Below are 18601 nucleotides of genomic sequence, written 5' to 3'. Positions count from 1 at the left end.
AACCCTTATGCCAGAAAAACGTACGCCGCTGCAATACGCTTTAATAACTTTTAAAGGTCTTGCTATGGGCGCCGCAGATGTAGTTCCCGGGGTTTCTGGAGGAACAATTGCTTTTATTGCGGGCATTTATGAAGAGCTTATAAGTACAATTGATAAGCTTGATATTGGTTTTTTTAAAGTTTGGAAAAACAGCGGTTTTAAGACTGCTTTTAGAACTTATAATCTGGGTTTTTTGCTGGCTCTTTTTGGCGGTGTTGGTATTAGTATTTTGTCACTTGCAAAGCTTATAACTTTTCTGTTAAAAGAACATCCCTTATTACTTTGGGCATTTTTTTTTGGTTTAATTATCGCCAGTATACTTTACATCGGCAATCAAATAACTAAATGGAATGCCGGTGTTTTTATGGCAGGAATTATAGGTATAGCTATTTCGTATTACATTACGATTGCAGAACCCGTACAATCTCCTACCAGTTATATTTTTATTTTTCTTTCTGGCTTTGTTGCCATTATAGCCATGATATTGCCGGGTATTTCGGGATCCTTCATTTTACTATTGTTGGGTTCTTATGCAGTAGTTCTTGGTACAGTAAAAAACTTTGTTGATAGTTTATTACACTGGGATTTTGAAATTTTTAAAGAGTCATTAATAAAACTTCTACTTTTCTTATTGGGCTGCATTGTTGGGCTAAAAGTCTTTTCTAAAGCGCTTACCTATTTATTCAAAAATTATCAAAATCTTACTCTCGCCCTCCTCACAGGTTTTATGATAGGAGCTCTTAATAAAGTTTGGCCATGGAAGGAGATATTATCATTTCGTACAGATAGCCATGGTGAACAAGTGCCGCTTCTTGAAAAGAGTATTTTACCAGGTAACTTTGATGGTGATCCTAAAATAACCCTGGTGATCATTCTGGCTATCATAGGTTTTTTAACAATCTTTCTTTTAGAGAAATTTGCAAAGAGTAGAGAGAAGCATGCAAACTGATACACGCTCATTTACAGATAAAGTCTGGCTTGTACTTAAGGGGCTCGCCATGGGTGCTGCCAATAAGGTTCCTGGCGTATCTGGTGGTGTTGTGGCCTATGTTGTGGGTTTTTATGAAGAATTTATTTATTCGCTTCAAAAAGTAAATGGTAAAGCATTTAGACTGCTAATAAACGGGAGATTTAGAAGTTTTGTGCAATACATAAACGGAAGATTTCTGGGATTACTAATGCTGGGCATGGTTATAAGTTATTTTAGTGTTTCTAAAATTCTTGATGTTGCTATAGATACTTACCCACTGTTTGTCTGGAGCGCATTTTTCGGGATGATAATAGGCAGTATTTACTACATAGCTAAGGATTTTGAAGAATGGACCCGCCCTAATATAATCATTCTAATACTGGGTGTGGTTGCCGGGGTAGCTATAAGCCTGCTTAAACCAGCAACTCAAAATGATAATTTAGTATTTGTATTCTTTTGTGGAATAATAGGAGTTTCCGGGATGACATTACCGGGATTATCAGGATCGTTTATTCTTATACTTTTAGGCAATTACGTTCTGCTCTTAGTAGATTCTGTAAATGCTTTATATGATACAATTGCAGATATAGTAAGCTTAGACTTCTCATTTCTACAGAGTGCGCCGAGAGTAAGACTTCTTAAAGTTATGACTGTTTTTACGCTGGGCTCTGTAACCGGTCTGGTGACTTTATCTAACTTTTTAGGTTACCTCTTAAAACATTACCGTAGTCGCACAAATGCGGCTATCATTGGTTTTATCACAGGATCGCTAGGCGTTGTCTGGCCCTGGAAAGAACCTGTATTTGAACTTGATAATTTAGGAAATATAAAATACGATCGCGTGGGCGATCCTATTTTACAGAACTACAATCGTTTTTGGCCGCACGAGTTTTCAGCCGAAAATATAACCGCCATTATTTTTATAGCTATCGGTATTTTCATCGTTGTAGCTTTAGGAAAATATGGAGAAAAAACACGACAGTATGCATAAATATGGCCTTATAGGAAAAAACATTGATTATTCATTTTCAAAAAATTACTTCTCAGAAAAATTTAATGACGAGAAGATTGAAGCAACCTATGAAAATTTTGACTGCGCAACATTTAAGGATGTGAGTCACCTGCTTTCTAAGAAGGTTGAGTGTTCGGGTTTTAATGTAACAATTCCATATAAGCAGTCTATTATATCTCTTATGAGTGAGATGAATAAGCATGCTGAGGTTATTGGCGCTGTAAATACAGTTAAACGTATGCCTAACGGCAGGTTAAAAGGCTTTAATACAGATCATATTGGCTTTATAGAATCTATTAAACCTTATCTCACAAAAGATCATAAAAGTGCTCTTATATTAGGCACAGGTGGTTCTTCTAAAGCAATAGCTTACGCGCTTGAGCGCAGGGATATTTCGTTTAAGTACGTTTCACGTAAACCTACAGCAGATCAACTTGGTTATCAGGATATAAACGGCGCTCTTCTTGCACAATATACGATCATTATCAATTGTACACCTGTAGGTACTCATCCTAACGTAAAAGAAGCGCCAAAGCTTCCTTACAGACTTATAAACAGTCAACATTTGTTGTATGATCTGGTTTATAATCCGGCTGAAACTCAGTTTTTGAAAAACGGAAAAGAGCATGGTGCGCAGACAGTCAATGGGCTCGAAATGCTTAAATTACAGGCAGAAGCTGCTTGGCGCATCTGGAATTAACAGCTTATCAACAGTATAGGTCACTTGTTATTTACACAGTTAGTAGTATCTTTAACATTGAAATAAAGATCCTAAGATTGAGAGAAATGTCTGAAGAAAAGAAAGTACAACCAGGAGAAATGAAGCAGGACGATGCGATAGAAAAAGCTCTTATGGAAGAAGCAAACAAAACAGAATTGCCTACTGCAGAAAATATTGATAGTGAGATTGATCAGGAAGAAGATATAATTCAGGATGAACTGGTAACAGAGTCTATAAATGTTATTCAATCTGCTAAGGAACTTCCTGCGCAGGAAAATGATGATGATCATGGGGAATTTGAAGAAGATGACCATGAGGAAGATGAAGTTAATCATGATGATATTGACGAGGCGCTCAATGAGCACTCAGAAGATGAGAGCACTGCAGAGCGACACGATATTCCTAAAAAAGATTATGACAAACTCTCAAAAGAGAATTTGATAAAAGAGTTTAGATATCTTCTTAAAAACCACAAGATACAAGCGATTAAGGAACATGTTGACGAGATACGCGCTGCTTTTATTTCTCAATTTGAAGAAGAACAAGAAGAGGTAAAAGAAAAATTTCTTGAAGAAGGAGGTAATATTATCGACTTCAGATATTATAGTCCGTTAAAGAAGGAATTCAATACACTCTATTTTGAATACCGTGAAAAACGAAATAATTACTATAGAAATCTTAAGAAAGACCTTAATGCAAATCTTGACACACGCAATGCGCTAATAGAAGAGCTTAAGAATCTTAAAGACGAGCTGGGTGGTGAAGATAGTATCAATACCACTTTTGACAAGTTTAAAGATATACAGGAGCGCTGGCGTAATGCCGGTAATATTCCGCGTGACAGATACAATATGGTGTGGAATAATTACCACCACCATGTTGAGAACTTCTATGATTTTCTGCATTTAAACAGAGAGTTTAGAGACAAAGACTTTAAAAGCAACCTCGATAAGAAACTTAAACTTATTGAGCAGGCAGAAGAATTATCTAAAGAAAAAGATGTCAATCGTTCTTTTAGAGAATTACAGATGCTTCATAAAATCTGGAAAGAAGAAATAGGTCCTGTTGCTCGTGAATATCGCGAAGAGATCTGGGAAAAATTTAGTGCTGCGACAAAAAAAATACACGAGGCCAGACAAGATTATTTCAAAAACATAGACAAGATCTATGAAGAAAATCTAAAGCAAAAGCAGGAAGTTATTCAAAAAATAGAAGATATTTCTGCTACTCCCGGCAATTCTCACAATGCGTGGCAAAACCAGATGAAACAGGTTGAAGCGCTAAGAGATTCCTTTTTTGAAATAGGTCGTGTACCGCGAAAAGAAAATGAAGCAACCTGGAAAGCTTTTAAAAAAGCTACCCGTGTTTTTAACAGGAATAAGAATGCCTTTTATAAAGATCAAAAAAAGGAACAGTATACCAATTTAAATAAGAAGCTTGAGCTTATTAAAATTGCTGAAGATAATAAGGATAATGAAGATAAAGAGGCAACAACAGCCCTGATGAAAAAGATCCAGAATGACTGGAAAAAGATAGGTCACGTACCTCGTAAAGACAGTGATAAAATCTGGAAACGCTTTAAGAATGCGTGTAACCACTACTTTGATTCACTTCATGCAGCTAAAAACGAAGTTCTTCAGGAAGAAAAAGAAAATCTTAAGTTGAAACAAGAGGTTTTAAATAAGATTAACGATTTTAAAATAACAGATTCTTCTGAAGAGGATTTAAAAGCTATCAAGACCATTATTAAAGAATGGAAAGAAATAGGTCGCGTTCCTTATTCTAAAAAGAATATAGAGCAGGATTTTAATAAAGTTCTTGATGGTCTCTTTAAAAAATTAGATCTGGGCAGAAAAGAATCTGAGCTTATAAAATATGACAATCGTGTAGCTGCAATAGCAGATCAGGATGATGACAGACAGCTAAATAAAGAAAGATATTTCATTACTAAGAAGATTGACGAAGTAAAAGCAGAGATTTTTCAGCTTGAGAATAATCTGGGTTTCTTTCAGCATGTTTCAGATGACAATCCTATGGTAAAAGAGGTTCACAAGAACATCGCAGATCATAAAAAAACACTTGAGATCTGGAAAGCCAAACTAAAAAAACTCAAAACTCTTTATTAGAAAATTTCGTTCTAAACCAAAATACTTAACACAAAAAACCCGCTATTAATATCGGGTTTTTTTAGTTGATTTTTAGTCTTATTACACCGATTTTCTGTCTAAAAAAGCAGGTTTTTAAAGCTGAAAATCGGCTTTTTTTAATGAAAAACTGACTGGTATTTAACTTTGATCACGGTAATATTTAAGCGCTTTTTCTAGATCTTCCGGCGTATCAATGCCTATTGCCGGCGAATTAGACTCTACCATTTTAATTCGTTTTCCGTATTCTAAGTAGCGTATGGCTTCTATTTTTTCAGAAGCTTCAAGATTGCGCATTGGTAGGTTATAAAAGTCAAGAACTGCTTGTTTTCTAAATGCATAAATACCCTTATGCTTGTGATAAATAGCACCCACTTCTTTATCTCTGGGATACGGTATGGGAGAACGTGAAAAATAGAGCGCATAATTATTTTGATCTACTATTACTTTCACATTATTGGGATTTTGTACCTCTTCCCAATCGTCAATAACAGTCATTATTGATGCAAGATCAATTTCTGCAGCGTCATTTTCATAAAAAACATTGAGAACATTTGCCATATCTGCTGCATTGGTAAAAGGTTCATCTCCTTGCACATTCACAACAATATCAATATCGAGATGCTCAACCGCCTCTGCTATGCGATCACTCCCACAGCTATGTTCTTTAATGCTCATAATGGCATTACCACCAGCTTTAGTAATTGTGTCAAAAATTATAGAACTATCTGTAACCACATAAACATCATCAAAAAGTTTAGTTTCTACAGCAGCTTCATAAGTTCTTAAAATAACAGGTTTACCTGCCAGATCTTTCATTAATTTACCCGGAAAACGCGAAGCTTCATAGCGCGCCGGTATCATTGCAATGACTTTTAACTTTGAATTGTTCACTAACTAAGAGAATTTTAAATCTTTCGCTTTCTGTTCTTTAGCCGCTTATAAAATTTGTGAATTCCAAATAATATAAAAACCGCCAGAATTACGGCAAGAATAGGGATAAATATTGAAATTATAGACATCACCACAGAAACACCGGTTTCTACAGTTGAGACAACTGGGTTGGCTAAACCGCCTGTTGTAACGGTAGATGCAGCACGAGTCGCAGACGTTGTTCCTGCAACAATGGCAGCAGTGCCGCCACCGGCAATAATTGCAAGCGACCAGGTAATCAACGGTTGCACATCACCTAAAGTAGCCAGCATAACTGCTGTGCCCGCTATACCTGCCAGTGGCACAGCTATAGTATCAAGCAAATTATCTACCCAGGGAATATAATATCCCAGTATCTCTACTACAGTTGCAGTGGCAAGCAAGACCAGTGCAGGTATACTTCCCACCCATTGCCGGCCTTCCTGTAAAGGAATTATATCATAATATGTACAAATGCTTAAAATTAGCAATGGTAAGAAAACTCTAAAGCCTACTGCCGTTGCAAGACCAACACCCAAAAATATACTTATGATGAGGTTTAATTCCATAAAAGCTTATTCTATGAACATATCATTTTTAAAACCTATAAGATATAGTTTTTTTCTGGCGCGGGTAACAGCGGTGTACAACCAGCGCAGGTAATCTTTATCCATGCCATTGGGCAGGTAAGGCTGCTCTACAAAAATTGTTTCCCATTGCCCGCCTTGTGACTTGTGGCAGGTTATTGCATAGGAAAATTTGACCTGTAAAGCGTTAAAGAATTTGTTCTCCTTTACTTTTAGAAATTTCTTATACTTAGAGCGTTCATCTGCATAATCTTTCATTACCTCCTGATACAATTTATTTCCTTCTTCGTAAGAAAGAGAAGGTGTTTCTGTGGTTAGCGTATCAAGAATAAGCACCGTATCAAATGGCTTTAGATTGGGATAATCTGTCATTTGTATTTTTACTTCTGCAAAGCGAAAACCATACAGTTCTTTGATACTATAAATTTCAAGAATTTCAATAATATCACCATTGGCTATAAATCCTGCTTCACTATCTGTATCAAGCCAATAATAATTGTTTTTTACAACCATAAGAAAGTCACCGGCACTTACCTCCTCTTCTTTAAATAAAATACGACCTCTAATCTGCTGATTATAGAGATTAGCTCTTTTATTAGACCGAACGATGAAAGCCGTGCCCTCATTACCGTATTCTGAATATGAATCATTTATCGCATCTAATATCTCATGCCCATCTATAAGGCGTTCTACATCAACCTGCTCATGCAAATCAAATTTAAAATCCTCGTAAAGCTCATCGTTAAGAAAATCACGTATTCTGGTAGCATTTCGCAGGATACCGCTACTTTCAGCCTGCCGCATAACTTCGTCAAGTTCGATATCTGTCACCTCTTTGTTATACTGCATTTCTAATACTCTGGAATCAAGAGCCGGACTTAGATCCATCTTTACCGGTGGCAACTGTGCATTATCACCTATAAGAAGTAATTTACATTTATGACCGGTATACACATATTGCATAAGATCGTCGAGCAGTGATCCATTTTCAAAAAGTTTAGATTCTGATACAGAATCTGAGATCATTGAAGCTTCATCTACTATAAATAGTGTATTGCGGTGTTTGTTTCTCTGTAAAGTAAACGAGACCCCACCCCCGCTCTGCTTTTTAGGATAGTATATTTTACGATGTATGGTCTGCGCGGGAGTATTGCTGTAACTGCTTATAACTTTTGCAGCTCTACCGGTAGGAGCAAGCTGCACAGAAGACATTTTAATCTTCCACAAGTTCTTAACGACCGTCCCTATGACTGTAGTTTTACCTGTTCCTGCATAACCTTTTAATAAAAAAATTGTATTATTATCTGGCGACAAGACAAAAGCACTTAATTGTTGTAAGAGTATATCTTGTTTACTAGTAAGGTTATGAGGAAAATCCTGTTGTAGTATTTTATAAAAATCATGCTCGTCAAGCTTCATACATCCCTTTTCTGGTGGGTAAAGATAGTAATGAATTTTAGGGAATATTCTTTAACGATTAAAAAAAAATTGTAGATTTGCCTATAACCTGTATTAATTTATAAAACCAAATATCGAATGAAATTTGTTATTCAAGTAGCGCTCTGGATTGTTATTGGAGTATTAGGGTACCTGGTATTCAACTCTGTTTACGGTGAAGTAAAATTCAATGAGCTTAAGGTAGTACGCTATCAAAAGGCAATTGAGAAACTTAAAGACATCCGTTCTTCTCAACTTGCCTATAAGCAGGTTACCGGGAAATTTGCTAAGAATTTTGATGATTTAGTTCGTTTTATTGACACAGCAGAATTTACATTAACTGCACGTCGTGATACTTTGGTTCTTGATGAAGAACAAACTCGTGCATATGGTGTTGATACCATGAAAGAAGAAACAATCATTGATACTTTAGGGTATGCTTCAATTAAAGATTCTCTTTTTGGAAACACAGATCGTTACAAAACAATGATGAAAGTACCGGTAAAAGGTATTGACGCTAATTTTGAAATGGATGCTGGTACAGTATCTAAAAACGATATAAACATTCCTGTTTTTGAAGCTAAAGTTGCTAAAGATGTTTTACTTCATGATCAACCTAAAGACTTTATAAGCAAAGAAAAACAAGTTATTTCTGTAGATGGTGTTAACGGTGCTTATCTATCTGTAGGTTCAATGACAGATGTTAAAACAGGCGGTAACTGGCCTCAGAGTTACGGTGATAATGAAGATTAATCTAGAAGAAAATTCTAATTATAATAAACTATCCATCCAAGTAAGCTTGGATGGATTTTCATTTTATGCAAATAATAAAGAGCGCGCAATAGAACCTCCTAAGGGTTATATTTCTTTTAAAGAAAAGCACTCCCCGGTAAGCGCACTTGAAGAAATATCGGTTTTTTTTAATGAAAATCCGCTTTTTGAGGCTAAATATCAGGATGTAGAAGTCGTTTATAGTAATGAACTTTACACCGTTGTACCCGCTTCCCTTTTTGATAAAGATAACCTGACTGAGTATTTAAAATATAATGTCAAACTGCTGCAAACTGATTTTATAGCTTATGATGAACTAGAAGCTCATGAACTTGTAAATATTTATATCCCGTATACAAATATCAATAACTACTTCTTTGAGCGTTTTGGCAGTTTTACATACAACCACAGCGCTTCAGTCTTAATAGATAGAGTACTCAACTCATCTACAGAGTTATCAGAACCCAAATTAACCGCTCATTTTAATGAATCAACATTTGATCTGGTAATAGCAAAAGGGAAAAAATTACTCCTCTCAAATACATTTGCCTATCACAAACCGGAAGATGTTTTGTATTATATTCTTTTTTGCATAGAGCAATTTTCGCTTGATGCAGATAAAAACATGTTACATGTGGCAGGAAATATCACTCAGGAAGATGAGAAATTTGCACTGCTGTACAAATACATCCGTCATATAAAAATAGAAGAACGTGCTAATGTTTTTACGCACAACTCATTTCTAATAACAACCTAAATATATGAGAATCGTAAGTGGCTATCATAAAGGAAGACGCATAACCGCACCTAAAAAGCTTCCTGTAAGACCAACTACAGACATGGCAAAAGAGTCACTGTTTAATATCTTACGCAACAGTTTTACCTTTAGCCGTGTAAAAGTACTTGACCTTTTTGCCGGTACCGGTAACATAAGCTACGAGTTTGCTTCTCGCGGAAGCGAAAGTATAACCGCTGTTGATGAAAATATAGGTTGTGTACGTTTTATAGAAAAAACAGCAGAAGAGCTTGACATGCCAATTACAGTTGTAAAGGCAGATGTGTTTAAATTTTTAGATCGTGCTCCCGGTAAGTATGATATTGTATTTGCAGATCCTCCTTACAATCTTGAGCAATCTCAATTTTTAGCACTGGCAGACAAAGTCATCGATAACGAAATTCTTTTAGAAAAAGGACTTTTAGTGATCGAGCATAGTAAGTTGATGTCACTTGAAGAAAATCCTAATTTTATAGAAAGCCGCAATTACGGCAGTAGTGCTTTTAGTATCTTCAAAAATCCAGAGAAGACGGAAGATTAAAAGTCAATTCTAGGCAAATTAAAAAAAAGCAGGCCTATAAGCCGGATTCTGTTTTCGCCTAAGCGAAACCTTATCATTTATCTGGATGCACGGTTACCCGTACATTCTATCTGCCTACCCTCCGGCAACGTGCGGGAACACTTAAATGCCGGTATACATGGCATTGCACCGCATAGAGTTTACCTGATTTCACTACAGCATTACCTGTACATCCTTTCTGCTGCACTTGTCCTATCTCAAATAAATTTGAGACGACGGCCGTTAGCCGCTATGCTTCCCTATGGTGTCCGGACTTTCCTCCTCATACTGAAACAAGTTCAGCACAACGCGATAAGGCGGCCTGCTTGCAGCAAAAATACACTTTTAGATTCAGCAATTAGCAACCTTATTTTTACGCAGCATTTTAAAATCATTGTTAATAAAAACTCTGAAAAAGCTTCCGCGAAATTCACTTTTGCTGCAGCAATTTTTATCTTTGTCACTCTAGCATAATGCGGCAATATCTGTCGCATTTTACAACAAAAATTTACGTGGAGCATTTTATCGTATCGGCGCGAAAGTACAGACCAGCTACCTTTAAAGACGTAGTTGGGCAACAAGCGATTACCAATACGCTTGAGAATGCAATTGCAAATAACCATCTGGCACAGGCACTTTTATTTACCGGTCCTCGTGGTGTGGGTAAAACTACTTGCGCACGTATTCTTGCTAAACGCATTAATCAACAGGCAGAAGAACGTGAAGATGAAGATTATGCCTTTAATATTTTTGAGCTTGATGCTGCTTCTAATAACTCTGTAGATGATATTAGAAACCTTATAGATCAAGTGCGCATACCACCACAAGTGGGTAAATACAAGGTTTATATTATAGATGAGGTTCACATGCTGTCTCAGGCTGCCTTCAACGCTTTTCTTAAAACGCTTGAAGAACCACCACGGCACGCTATTTTTATTCTCGCAACAACAGAGAAGCACAAGATCATACCTACCATTTTATCACGTTGCCAGATTTTTGATTTTAAGCGAATTACCGTTCGTGATATTAGAGAGCATCTAGCAGATATTGCCCAACAAGAAGATATCAATGCAGAAGAAGAAGGTTTGCAGATTATCGCTCAAAAGGCAGATGGTGCTTTAAGAGATGCGCTTTCTACTTTTGACCGTGTCGTTAGTTTTTCGGGTAAAAATCTAACTCGCAAAGCAGTCACAGAGAATTTAAATGTTCTTGATTACGATACTTATTTTGAGACAACAGATCTTCTTTTAGACAATAATATTCCGCAACTGCTGCTTAATTTTAATGAGATTCTAAGCAGAGGATTTGACGGGCATCATTTTATAGCCGGTATCGCTTCTCATTTTAGAGATCTTATGGTTTGCAAAAATGAAGCGACCATAGAACTTCTGGAAGTAGGTGAACAAACCAAAGTAAAATACAAAGAGCAGGCTCGCAAAACGGGTATGCCTTTTCTAATGAAAGCCCTTGAGATGGCCAATGACTGCGATCTCAAATACAGAACCAGCCGAAACCAGCGCTTGCTGGTTGAGCTCTGTCTCATGCAAATGGCCTCTATCACTTTTGATGGAGAAAAAAAAAATGACGGTTCATTCATAATACCGGCTGCTTACTTTCAACATGACGCTCAAAAACCTCCTGTAACCCAGATAAAATCGGTAGAAAGTGATACAAAATCGGCTGAATCTATAGGTGCAACTTCAGAAAACAGCCAACGTGAGATTGCTTCTGTTCAAAATATACCAACTCAACAACCAGAAGCTCAAAAGCCGCATCAAGCAAATACAGCTACCGCTGAGACTGCTGTAAGGAAACCCGCGTTTAATATTAAAGGACCACATATTTCTGGGCTTTCGCTTAAAGGATTACAAAAGAAAAAGGAAATTCTACAAAAGCAGAATGAGCAAAAAGTAGATCACACCCAATTGCCTCGTGAACCTTTTACTGAGATTGCAATGGTCGCAGCCTGGAAAGAGTACGTTTCGCGACTGCGAAAAAAGGGAGAAAAGATCATGGCTTCTAATCTCGAGACTGATGAACCCAAATTAAAGGGCACTGTCATTCATCTTGAGTTTCCTAATGAGACAATGCGTGTTGAGCTGGAACGTGCGCAGCATAACTTACTCGAGTTTTTAAAGCGAAAACTGCACAATTATGATATAGAATTATCTATAACCGTAAATGAGCAGGCAGAACGTAAATATGCTTATACGACGAGAGAAAAGTATGAAAAGCTGAAAGAGCAAAATCCAGACCTTGAGATTTTGCGTAAAACATTTGATCTTGATTTATAATGCTAGGACTTAAATTACCCACAGACCCGAGATGGGTGAATATTGTAGAAAAGAATATTGATGAAATTCTAACAGATCACGCTTTCTGTGAGCAAAAAGCTGCCTCTACAGCAATTTCTCTTATCGTTTCTTTTCCTGAATACACAGATCTTGTGCAAGAAATGGTCGCTCTTGTTAAAGAGGAAATAAGCCATTTTAAAATGGTGCATGATCGTATTCTGGCTCGCGGGAAAGCTCTAGGCAGAGATCGCAAAGATGAATATGTTATACAGCTGTTGAAATTCTTTCCAAAAGGTGGTTCTCGAGATATGCAACTCGTACATAGATTATTATATGCCGCGCTTATTGAAGCCAGGAGTTGTGAACGTTTTAGATTGTTATCTGAAGAGCTTGAAGATAAAGAGCTTGCTACATTCTACCACAATCTAATGGTTAGCGAGGCTAATCATTACACGATGTTTTTAGGTTTTGCCAGACAATACGGCAACCGTGAAGAAGTAGATAAAAAGTGGCACGATCTACTGGAATATGAAGCTCAAATCATGAAAGATCTGGGAAAAAACGAAACGATACATGGTTAGAAATCGGGCTTAAATAACCGATTTTCTTATCATTTATACCGATTTTTCTAATGTTTCAAGTTAGAATTAGCTGTATCTTCTCTTACACAAGTTTGATTGAAAGTTCTCACGCGCACTCTATCTTCCTTGTTCATAGTATTATAAATAAAGACAGGAATCAACAGAATTAACCCAGAAGCGTACAGGCCAAAAACACTCGTGGTTTGGTTAAATATGTCAATGTAAAAATACAAACCGGCTAGCGAACCCATCAAAAAGATACTTCCAGCTATTAAATAAACCCATTTAGACTCTTTAGCATAAATATTATTCACTGCTACTCTATTTGCATTGCCACATTGGGTACAACTATGTTGCTTATACTTCCCATACTTCATCGCATATTCTACGCGCGTTTCAGCATCACAATTAAAGTGATTCTCATAATTACAACCAGAACATTTTAAATACAGTTTCAATTATAGGATTTAGACTGTTGAGCCATAACCGCTGTAGAAAGTAAAATTGTAAAGAAAAAAGTAATTGCAGTTTTAGGTAAAGTTATAGTCATTGAAGTTGATATAAATATGCCTTGTTACGTATTAATAATTTTATAGATCAATAAAGATTAATTCTCGATCCTACTTATCGATTTTTTCGCTTTTAAGCTGATTTTTCTCGTAATAAAGCGATTTTATTATCCCGTCTGAAAGTCCGATTTTAGGAACATGAATATTCTTAGCCCGGCTCCATTTCATCGCAGATAAATAAATTCTGGTTGCAGGAATAATTACATCTGCCCGGTCATTATTAAGTTCAAGTTCTATAATTCGCTCCTCATAACTATACGACTGCATAAACTCATAAAAGGATACCAGATAGAAATAACTTAACGGTTTACCATCCTTTTTACCACTTAATTTAAAGATTTTATTAATGTTTCCGCCAGAACCTATGAGATCAATGCGACTATAACCTTTAGTCACGGTTTTGATCCACTGCTCTACCTCATCCCAAACTGCGTGACCCACAAGACCTTCTAAAAGACGTACTGTTCCTAATTTAAAAGAACGAGAAGCCACAACAGCACCGTCACTGTACAACGTAAACTCTGTGCTACCACCGCCCACGTCAACATATAGGTAGGTTTTTTCAGACTCTATAAGAGAGCGTATATCTGTGTTTGCTATAATGGCAGCTTCATCGTTGCCATCTATAATTTCGATCTTAACTCCGGTTTTCTTTTTTACGAGCTTTACAACTTCGGCTCCATTTTCAGCTTCACGCATCGCAGATGTAGCACAGGCTTTATAAGAAACCACTTTGTGTGATTGCATTAAAAGCTTAAAGGCATGCATCGTATCTATCATGCGCTCAATATTCTCTTCAGAAATTCTATTTTGCTTAAATACATCTGCACCCAGGCGTATAGGCACCCTAACCAAGGCGTTTTTACGAAATAATGTTTCTCTGCCATCAACCTCAATAACATTTGCTACAAGAAGACGCACTGCATTAGAGCCTATATCTATAGCCCCGTATTTTTGAATATTTATCATTGAAGAAAACCTAGTTTTTTGAGGTAATAATCATACGTGGCAAACTGAGAACGCACTCTGGGGCCATCAGTTTTTCTATATGCGTTGTCCTGATATTGCGTTATTTCACGAGCCTTTACATTATCTGCCCAACTTATTTCAAAAGTCTCTATAATTTCATTTTTAATATCTGTATCATATATAGGGCAGGTTACTTCTACCCTGTTATCAAGATTACGCGTCATCCAGTCTGAAGATGAAATATATACCTCTTCTTCCCCTCGCTCACCAAATATCATTACCCGTGGGTGTTCTAGAAATTTATCTACCACACTTATTATAGTTATATTCTCACTCAATCCTTCAACTCCCGGAATCAAACAGCAGATACCGCGTACGATCATGTTGATCTTAACACCGGCCTGACTGGCTTCATACAACTTATCAATGATCGCATAATTAGACATACTGTTGATCTTGATACGCATAAAACCGGTACCGCCGTTTTTTGCCTTTTCAATCTCCTTATCTATCAATCTGTAAAACCTGTTACGGGCATAATGCGGTGATATAATAAGATGCCTGTATTTATTAACCACATAATTAGTGTTGAAGAAATTGAATAGTTTATCCAGATCCTTAAGAATGTGTTTCTCTGCCGTAAAAAGGGTATAATCTGTGTAAATTCTTGCTGTAACACCGTTAAAATTACCGGTACTTATAAAGCCGTAGCGCTTTATTCTTTCATCTTCCATGCGTTCTATGACACAAACTTTGCTGTGTACTTTAAGACCGGGAACACCAAAGATGACTTTTATACCCTCATCTTGCATCTTATTAGCATACATCATATTGCTTTCTTCGTCAAAACGAGCACGCAATTCTATTTGCACAGTAACATCCTTTCCATTTTTTGCAGCATTGATAAGTGCACTTGCAATGTGGCTTACTTTAGCTAATCTATAAATAGTGATCTTAATGGATAGCACTGTAGGATCAAGCGCGGCTTCACGTAGAAATTTTATGATGTAAGCGAAAGTGTGATATGGAGCAAACTGAAGGAAATCTTTCTCAGCTACTTTTTCAAAAATACTGTCATTAAGGCTAATCCCTTTAATGGGAAGCGGTTTTTGCTTTGCATATAAAAGATCTGTTCTTCCCAGACTGGGAAAATCCATATAATCTTTACGGTTATGATATCTACCACCTGGGATTATACTATCAGATTTTTCAATTTTTAGTTTATCAAGGAGAAAAGCTAATGTACATGCGTCTATAGACTGATCGTGTACAAACCTTACCGGTTCTGCATCTTCTCTGTCTTTTACGCTTCGCGAAAGTTTCTCTATAAAACTTTTTCCCAGATCAGATTCTATATCAAGTTCTGCGTCACGGGTGATCTTAATCATGTGTGCAGAAATTGTATCGTAGTCAAAAATGTTGAATACCACATCAAGATTAAAACGGATAAGGTCATCAAGAATCATGATGTAATCCTTGTCTCCTATTTTAGGCAAAACAACAAATCTATCTAAAGTGCTTGGTATCTCAACTAAAGCATAAAGCGGTTTCTCCTTGCCTTCTTTTTCCATTTTCACGGTAAGGTAAGCTTCAAGATCCTGAATGCGCGGTAAGTCTAAATCTTCATTAAGTACGATGGTAACAAGCGCCGGACTTACTCTTTCCATAAAGAAAGTCTTGATAAACTCTGTATGCTCAGGATGAACAACCTGATCTTCTTTAATAACCAGCAGGTTTTCGGCTTCAAGACGTGTATGAATATCATCAAGTATTTCAAGACTTTCTGCCTGTTGCTCGATAACGATCTTTGTTATTTTTTCAAGAAGCTCATCTGCTGCATAAACACCTAATGCTTTTCTCCCTTTTTTTCCTGCCTCTACAATACGCTTTACAGTGGCGTAACGCACTTTAAAGAATTCGTCAAGATTATTTGAAAAGATACCTACAAACCGCAGCCTCTCTATTAAAGGAACCGTTTCATCTGCAGCTTCCTGAAGTACTCTGGCATTAAAATGCAGCCAGCTTATCTCACGGTTAACGTATTTATCTTCATCTGTTTCTACTCCTGCTGTGTTCATTTATTTCAATTCCTTAGGTGTTATGTAATATCTAGTAATTCCTTTAGCAATCGTACTCCAGTCATCTGTATCAAAATCTATAGCGGTAAAAGCTGCCGTTGACACATTCCCTATTGCCTTGCTGCCATATTTGTTAACAATATTGGTCATTGCATGATTGTGCCCAAATATCATTAATCTGCTTATTTCATTATCACAGCTTCTAATAACCGAATCTAAACCTTTTCCACTAAAATCGTAAAGATTTGGTTCTAAAATAAGTTGATTTTCTGGTATATCAAGTTCCTTTAAATAAAGCAGAGCAGTTGTTTTTGCACGTACAGCGTCGCTACTTAATATTTTTTCTGGTAACTCAATTTTAGACTTAATATAACTGGCCACAAGCGGTGCATCTTTAAGTCCGCGATCACTTAAAGGCCGCTGGTGATCATCAAGATCAAATTCCCATGAGGATTTAGCGTGACGCACTAGATATAAGGTTTTCATATCAAAAATATTTAAGGAGCAAGTGTTTGTCTCTTCCAGGAATTACCTTCAACGTAATAATGTACCCTGTCATGAAGCCTGTTAGGCCTTCCCTGCCAGAATTCAAATTCTGTGGGTATTACCCGAAAACCACCCCAATTTTCCGGTTTTGGGACTGTTTTATCCCGATATTTTTCTTCAAGATCGTTCAGCCTGTCAGACAAGTATTCTCTTCCTGAGATCACTTTACTTTGTGGTGAAGCGATAGCTCCCAGTTGACTGCCCTTTGGTCTCGAGTGAAAATATTCTGCAGATTGTTCTTGTGGTACCTTCTGGGCTTTGCCTTTTATTATGACCTGACGTTCTAAATTGGGCCAGAAAAACGAAATACACACATTAGGATTTGCTTCTATTGCTTCCCCTTTTTCACTGTTGTAATTTGTATAAAAAACAAATCCTCCATTGTCATATTCCTTTAAAAGTACAACTCTGCTTTTAGGGAAACCGTCTTTACCTATTGTTGATACGGTCATCGCATTGACTTCATCTACTCCTTTAGATTCTTCTACTTCTTTAAACCACTTTTTAAACTGATCAAAAGGATCTTGCGCACTTTCATCTATTGTAAGAGAATTGCGCTCATATGATTTTCTATAACTACCTAAGTCTTCTGCCATGAGTATGATTTACTCTGCAATTTACAAGAAAGCACAAAAAGCACAAGAATTAAAAAAGCTTAAGTACAAGATATTTTACATAGTACGGCGCTGTATATTGACTAGGTAAATTAAAATTCAAACACCTTCCCGTCATCTGCGAGCAAAACAGGTTCAAACTCTTTTTTGGCTTCATTGCCAAATAAAGTAAGATCTGGATATCTGGTTGAATAATGTCCCAGAATAAGATTTTCTACACCGGCTGCTTTTGCCATCATACCGGCCTGTCTTGCGGTTGAGTGACCTGTAGGCTGAGCCAGATGTTCATGTGATTCTAAAAAAGTAGACTCATGATACATTGCGGTCACACCTTCAAGCTGAGGTATATTATCTGGCTTGTAGATCGTATCACTGCAAAAAGCATAGCTCTTGGCAGGATCAGGATCAAATGTTAGTTCGCTATTAGGAATTATCCGCCCATCATCAAGCTTGATATCTTTACCAGCTTTTATCTTTCGGTAATAAAGCACATCGATATTATATTTAAGAACAGTATTCATATTGAGTTTACGCTCGCCTGGTTTTTCCTTAAAAAGAAACCCATTTGCATAAATACGGTGCTTAAGTGGTATAGTTTCTACGGTGACGTTTTTATCTTCAAATAAAACCTGTGGTTCTGTACCCTCAAGCTCATGAAAGTACAAAGGGTAATTAGTCCACGAATTAGACAATTTAAGCTGAATCGTTATCGCTTTCTTGATGCCTTTGGGCCCATAAACATGTAATTCACTTTCGCGATTGAGTAATCTAAATGTAGAAATAAGTCCTACTAGACCAAAGAAGTGATCGCCATGCAGATGCGAAATGAAAATATGCTTTATGCGTGAAAATTTAATCTTATTTCGCCTTAGCTCTACCTGCGTCCCTTCTCCACAGTCAATTAAAAAAAGATGATTTTTAATTTCTAGAACCTGAGATGTGGGATTTGTGAGTGTGCGAGGTGTTGCCGCATAGCAACCTAAGATGGTGAGCTTCATTCTAAACTAAAATTTCTTTCAATAG

18 protein-coding genes and 1 other RNA gene are annotated in these 18601 nt (G+C 36.8%); 9 read left to right on the top strand and 10 right to left on the bottom strand.

Translation table 11 applies throughout. The features are described 5' to 3' along the window. Positions 1-7 precede the first annotated feature (7 nt). From ACH3PA_RS14830 to ACH3PA_RS14815, 4 genes are all read left to right on the top strand, one after another. The gene (locus ACH3PA_RS14830) at positions 8-988 is read left to right on the top strand and encodes a DUF368 domain-containing protein (RefSeq protein WP_416442802.1); all 981 of its coding nucleotides are present in this window, start codon (positions 8-10) and stop codon (positions 986-988) included. Continuing rightward, positions 978-2000 carry a DUF368 domain-containing protein gene (locus ACH3PA_RS14825; protein ID WP_416442804.1) on the top strand — a complete coding sequence of 341 codons (1023 nt, stop codon included), beginning with the start codon at positions 978-980 and terminating at the stop codon, positions 1998-2000. Before ACH3PA_RS14830 ends, ACH3PA_RS14825 begins: the two co-directional genes overlap by 11 nt. Continuing rightward, positions 1972-2721, top strand: a complete 750-nt coding sequence (locus ACH3PA_RS14820) for a shikimate dehydrogenase family protein (protein WP_416442806.1) — start codon at positions 1972-1974, stop codon at positions 2719-2721. Before ACH3PA_RS14825 ends, ACH3PA_RS14820 begins: the two co-directional genes overlap by 29 nt. 86 nt (positions 2722-2807) lie before the next feature. Next, complete coding sequence (locus tag ACH3PA_RS14815; RefSeq protein WP_416442808.1) at positions 2808-4868, top strand: DUF349 domain-containing protein; 2061 nt, start codon at positions 2808-2810, stop codon at positions 4866-4868. Positions 4869-5027: 159 nt separating this feature from the next. Here the strand turns inward: ACH3PA_RS14815 and kdsB are convergent, their stop codons facing one another. The 3 genes from kdsB to ACH3PA_RS14800 are packed head-to-tail and all read right to left on the bottom strand — an operon-like array spanning position 5028 to position 7804. Further along, a complete protein-coding gene (gene kdsB, locus ACH3PA_RS14810; protein WP_416446726.1) occupies positions 5028-5750 on the bottom strand; it encodes a 3-deoxy-manno-octulosonate cytidylyltransferase in 723 nt (240 codons plus the stop codon). 44 nt (positions 5751-5794) lie between these two features. Continuing rightward, entirely contained in the window at positions 5795-6367 is a 573-nt protein-coding gene (locus tag ACH3PA_RS14805; RefSeq protein ID WP_416442810.1) for a DUF4126 domain-containing protein, read from the bottom strand. A gap of 6 nt (positions 6368-6373) precedes the next feature. Then, positions 6374-7804 (bottom strand): ATP-dependent DNA helicase, encoded by a 1431-nt coding sequence (locus tag ACH3PA_RS14800; protein WP_416442812.1) that lies wholly within the window; start codon positions 7802-7804, stop codon positions 6374-6376. A gap of 117 nt (positions 7805-7921) precedes the next feature. On the opposite strand from ACH3PA_RS14800, the gene ACH3PA_RS14795 reads away from it, so the two are divergent. From ACH3PA_RS14795 to ACH3PA_RS14785, 3 genes are read left to right on the top strand one after another with little or no spacing between them, the layout of a single operon-like run. Then, on the top strand, positions 7922-8575 hold the full coding sequence (locus ACH3PA_RS14795) for a hypothetical protein (protein WP_416442814.1): 654 nt from the start codon (positions 7922-7924) through the stop codon (positions 8573-8575). Then, positions 8565-9350, top strand: coding sequence for a DUF3822 family protein (locus ACH3PA_RS14790; RefSeq protein WP_416442816.1), 786 nt, complete (start codon positions 8565-8567; stop codon positions 9348-9350). The genes ACH3PA_RS14795 and ACH3PA_RS14790 overlap by 11 nt, the downstream gene beginning before the upstream one ends. Before the next feature lie 4 nt (positions 9351-9354). Continuing rightward, positions 9355-9909 (top strand): RsmD family RNA methyltransferase, encoded by a 555-nt coding sequence (locus ACH3PA_RS14785; protein ID WP_416442818.1) that lies wholly within the window; start codon positions 9355-9357, stop codon positions 9907-9909. 21 nt (positions 9910-9930) lie between these two features. On the opposite strand, the gene rnpB is transcribed toward ACH3PA_RS14785, so the two are convergent. Then, positions 9931-10256: RNase P RNA component class A (gene rnpB, locus ACH3PA_RS14780), an RNA gene on the bottom strand. 183 nt (positions 10257-10439) lie between these two features. Here rnpB and ACH3PA_RS14775 point away from each other — a divergent pair. Both ACH3PA_RS14775 and ACH3PA_RS14770 read left to right on the top strand, forming a co-directional pair. Then, positions 10440-12221, top strand: coding sequence for a DNA polymerase III subunit gamma/tau (locus ACH3PA_RS14775; protein ID WP_416442820.1), 1782 nt, complete (start codon positions 10440-10442; stop codon positions 12219-12221). Continuing rightward, positions 12221-12802: a tRNA-(ms[2]io[6]A)-hydroxylase gene (locus tag ACH3PA_RS14770; RefSeq protein ID WP_416442822.1), complete on the top strand. Its 582-nt coding sequence runs from the start codon at positions 12221-12223 to the stop codon at positions 12800-12802. The genes ACH3PA_RS14775 and ACH3PA_RS14770 overlap by 1 nt, the downstream gene beginning before the upstream one ends. A 47-nt stretch (positions 12803-12849) precedes the next feature. On the opposite strand, the gene ACH3PA_RS14765 is transcribed toward ACH3PA_RS14770, so the two are convergent. The 6 genes from ACH3PA_RS14765 to ACH3PA_RS14740 form a co-directional block, all read right to left on the bottom strand. Then, complete coding sequence (locus ACH3PA_RS14765) at positions 12850-13260, bottom strand: hypothetical protein (protein ID WP_416442824.1); 411 nt, start codon at positions 13258-13260, stop codon at positions 12850-12852. A 162-nt stretch (positions 13261-13422) separates the two neighbouring features. After that, complete coding sequence (locus tag ACH3PA_RS14760; protein ID WP_416442826.1) at positions 13423-14340, bottom strand: Ppx/GppA phosphatase family protein; 918 nt, start codon at positions 14338-14340, stop codon at positions 13423-13425. Further along, positions 14337-16418 (bottom strand): polyphosphate kinase 1, encoded by a 2082-nt coding sequence (ppk1, locus tag ACH3PA_RS14755; RefSeq protein WP_416442828.1) that lies wholly within the window; start codon positions 16416-16418, stop codon positions 14337-14339. Before ppk1 ends, ACH3PA_RS14760 begins: the two co-directional genes overlap by 4 nt. Next, positions 16419-16904 carry a SixA phosphatase family protein gene (locus ACH3PA_RS14750; RefSeq protein WP_416442830.1) on the bottom strand — a complete coding sequence of 162 codons (486 nt, stop codon included), beginning with the start codon at positions 16902-16904 and terminating at the stop codon, positions 16419-16421. A gap of 11 nt (positions 16905-16915) precedes the next feature. After that, positions 16916-17560 carry a pyridoxamine 5'-phosphate oxidase gene (pdxH, locus tag ACH3PA_RS14745; protein ID WP_416442832.1) on the bottom strand — a complete coding sequence of 215 codons (645 nt, stop codon included), beginning with the start codon at positions 17558-17560 and terminating at the stop codon, positions 16916-16918. 110 nt (positions 17561-17670) lie between these two features. Continuing rightward, complete coding sequence (locus tag ACH3PA_RS14740; RefSeq protein ID WP_416442834.1) at positions 17671-18576, bottom strand: ribonuclease Z; 906 nt, start codon at positions 18574-18576, stop codon at positions 17671-17673. Positions 18577-18601 lie beyond the last annotated feature (25 nt).

Origin of the sequence: Leeuwenhoekiella sp. A2, from assembly GCF_047946655.1 — a bacterium.
Classification (GTDB): Bacteria; Bacteroidota; Bacteroidia; order Flavobacteriales; family Flavobacteriaceae; genus Leeuwenhoekiella.
This window is presented reverse-complemented; position numbering and strand designations above follow the sequence as displayed.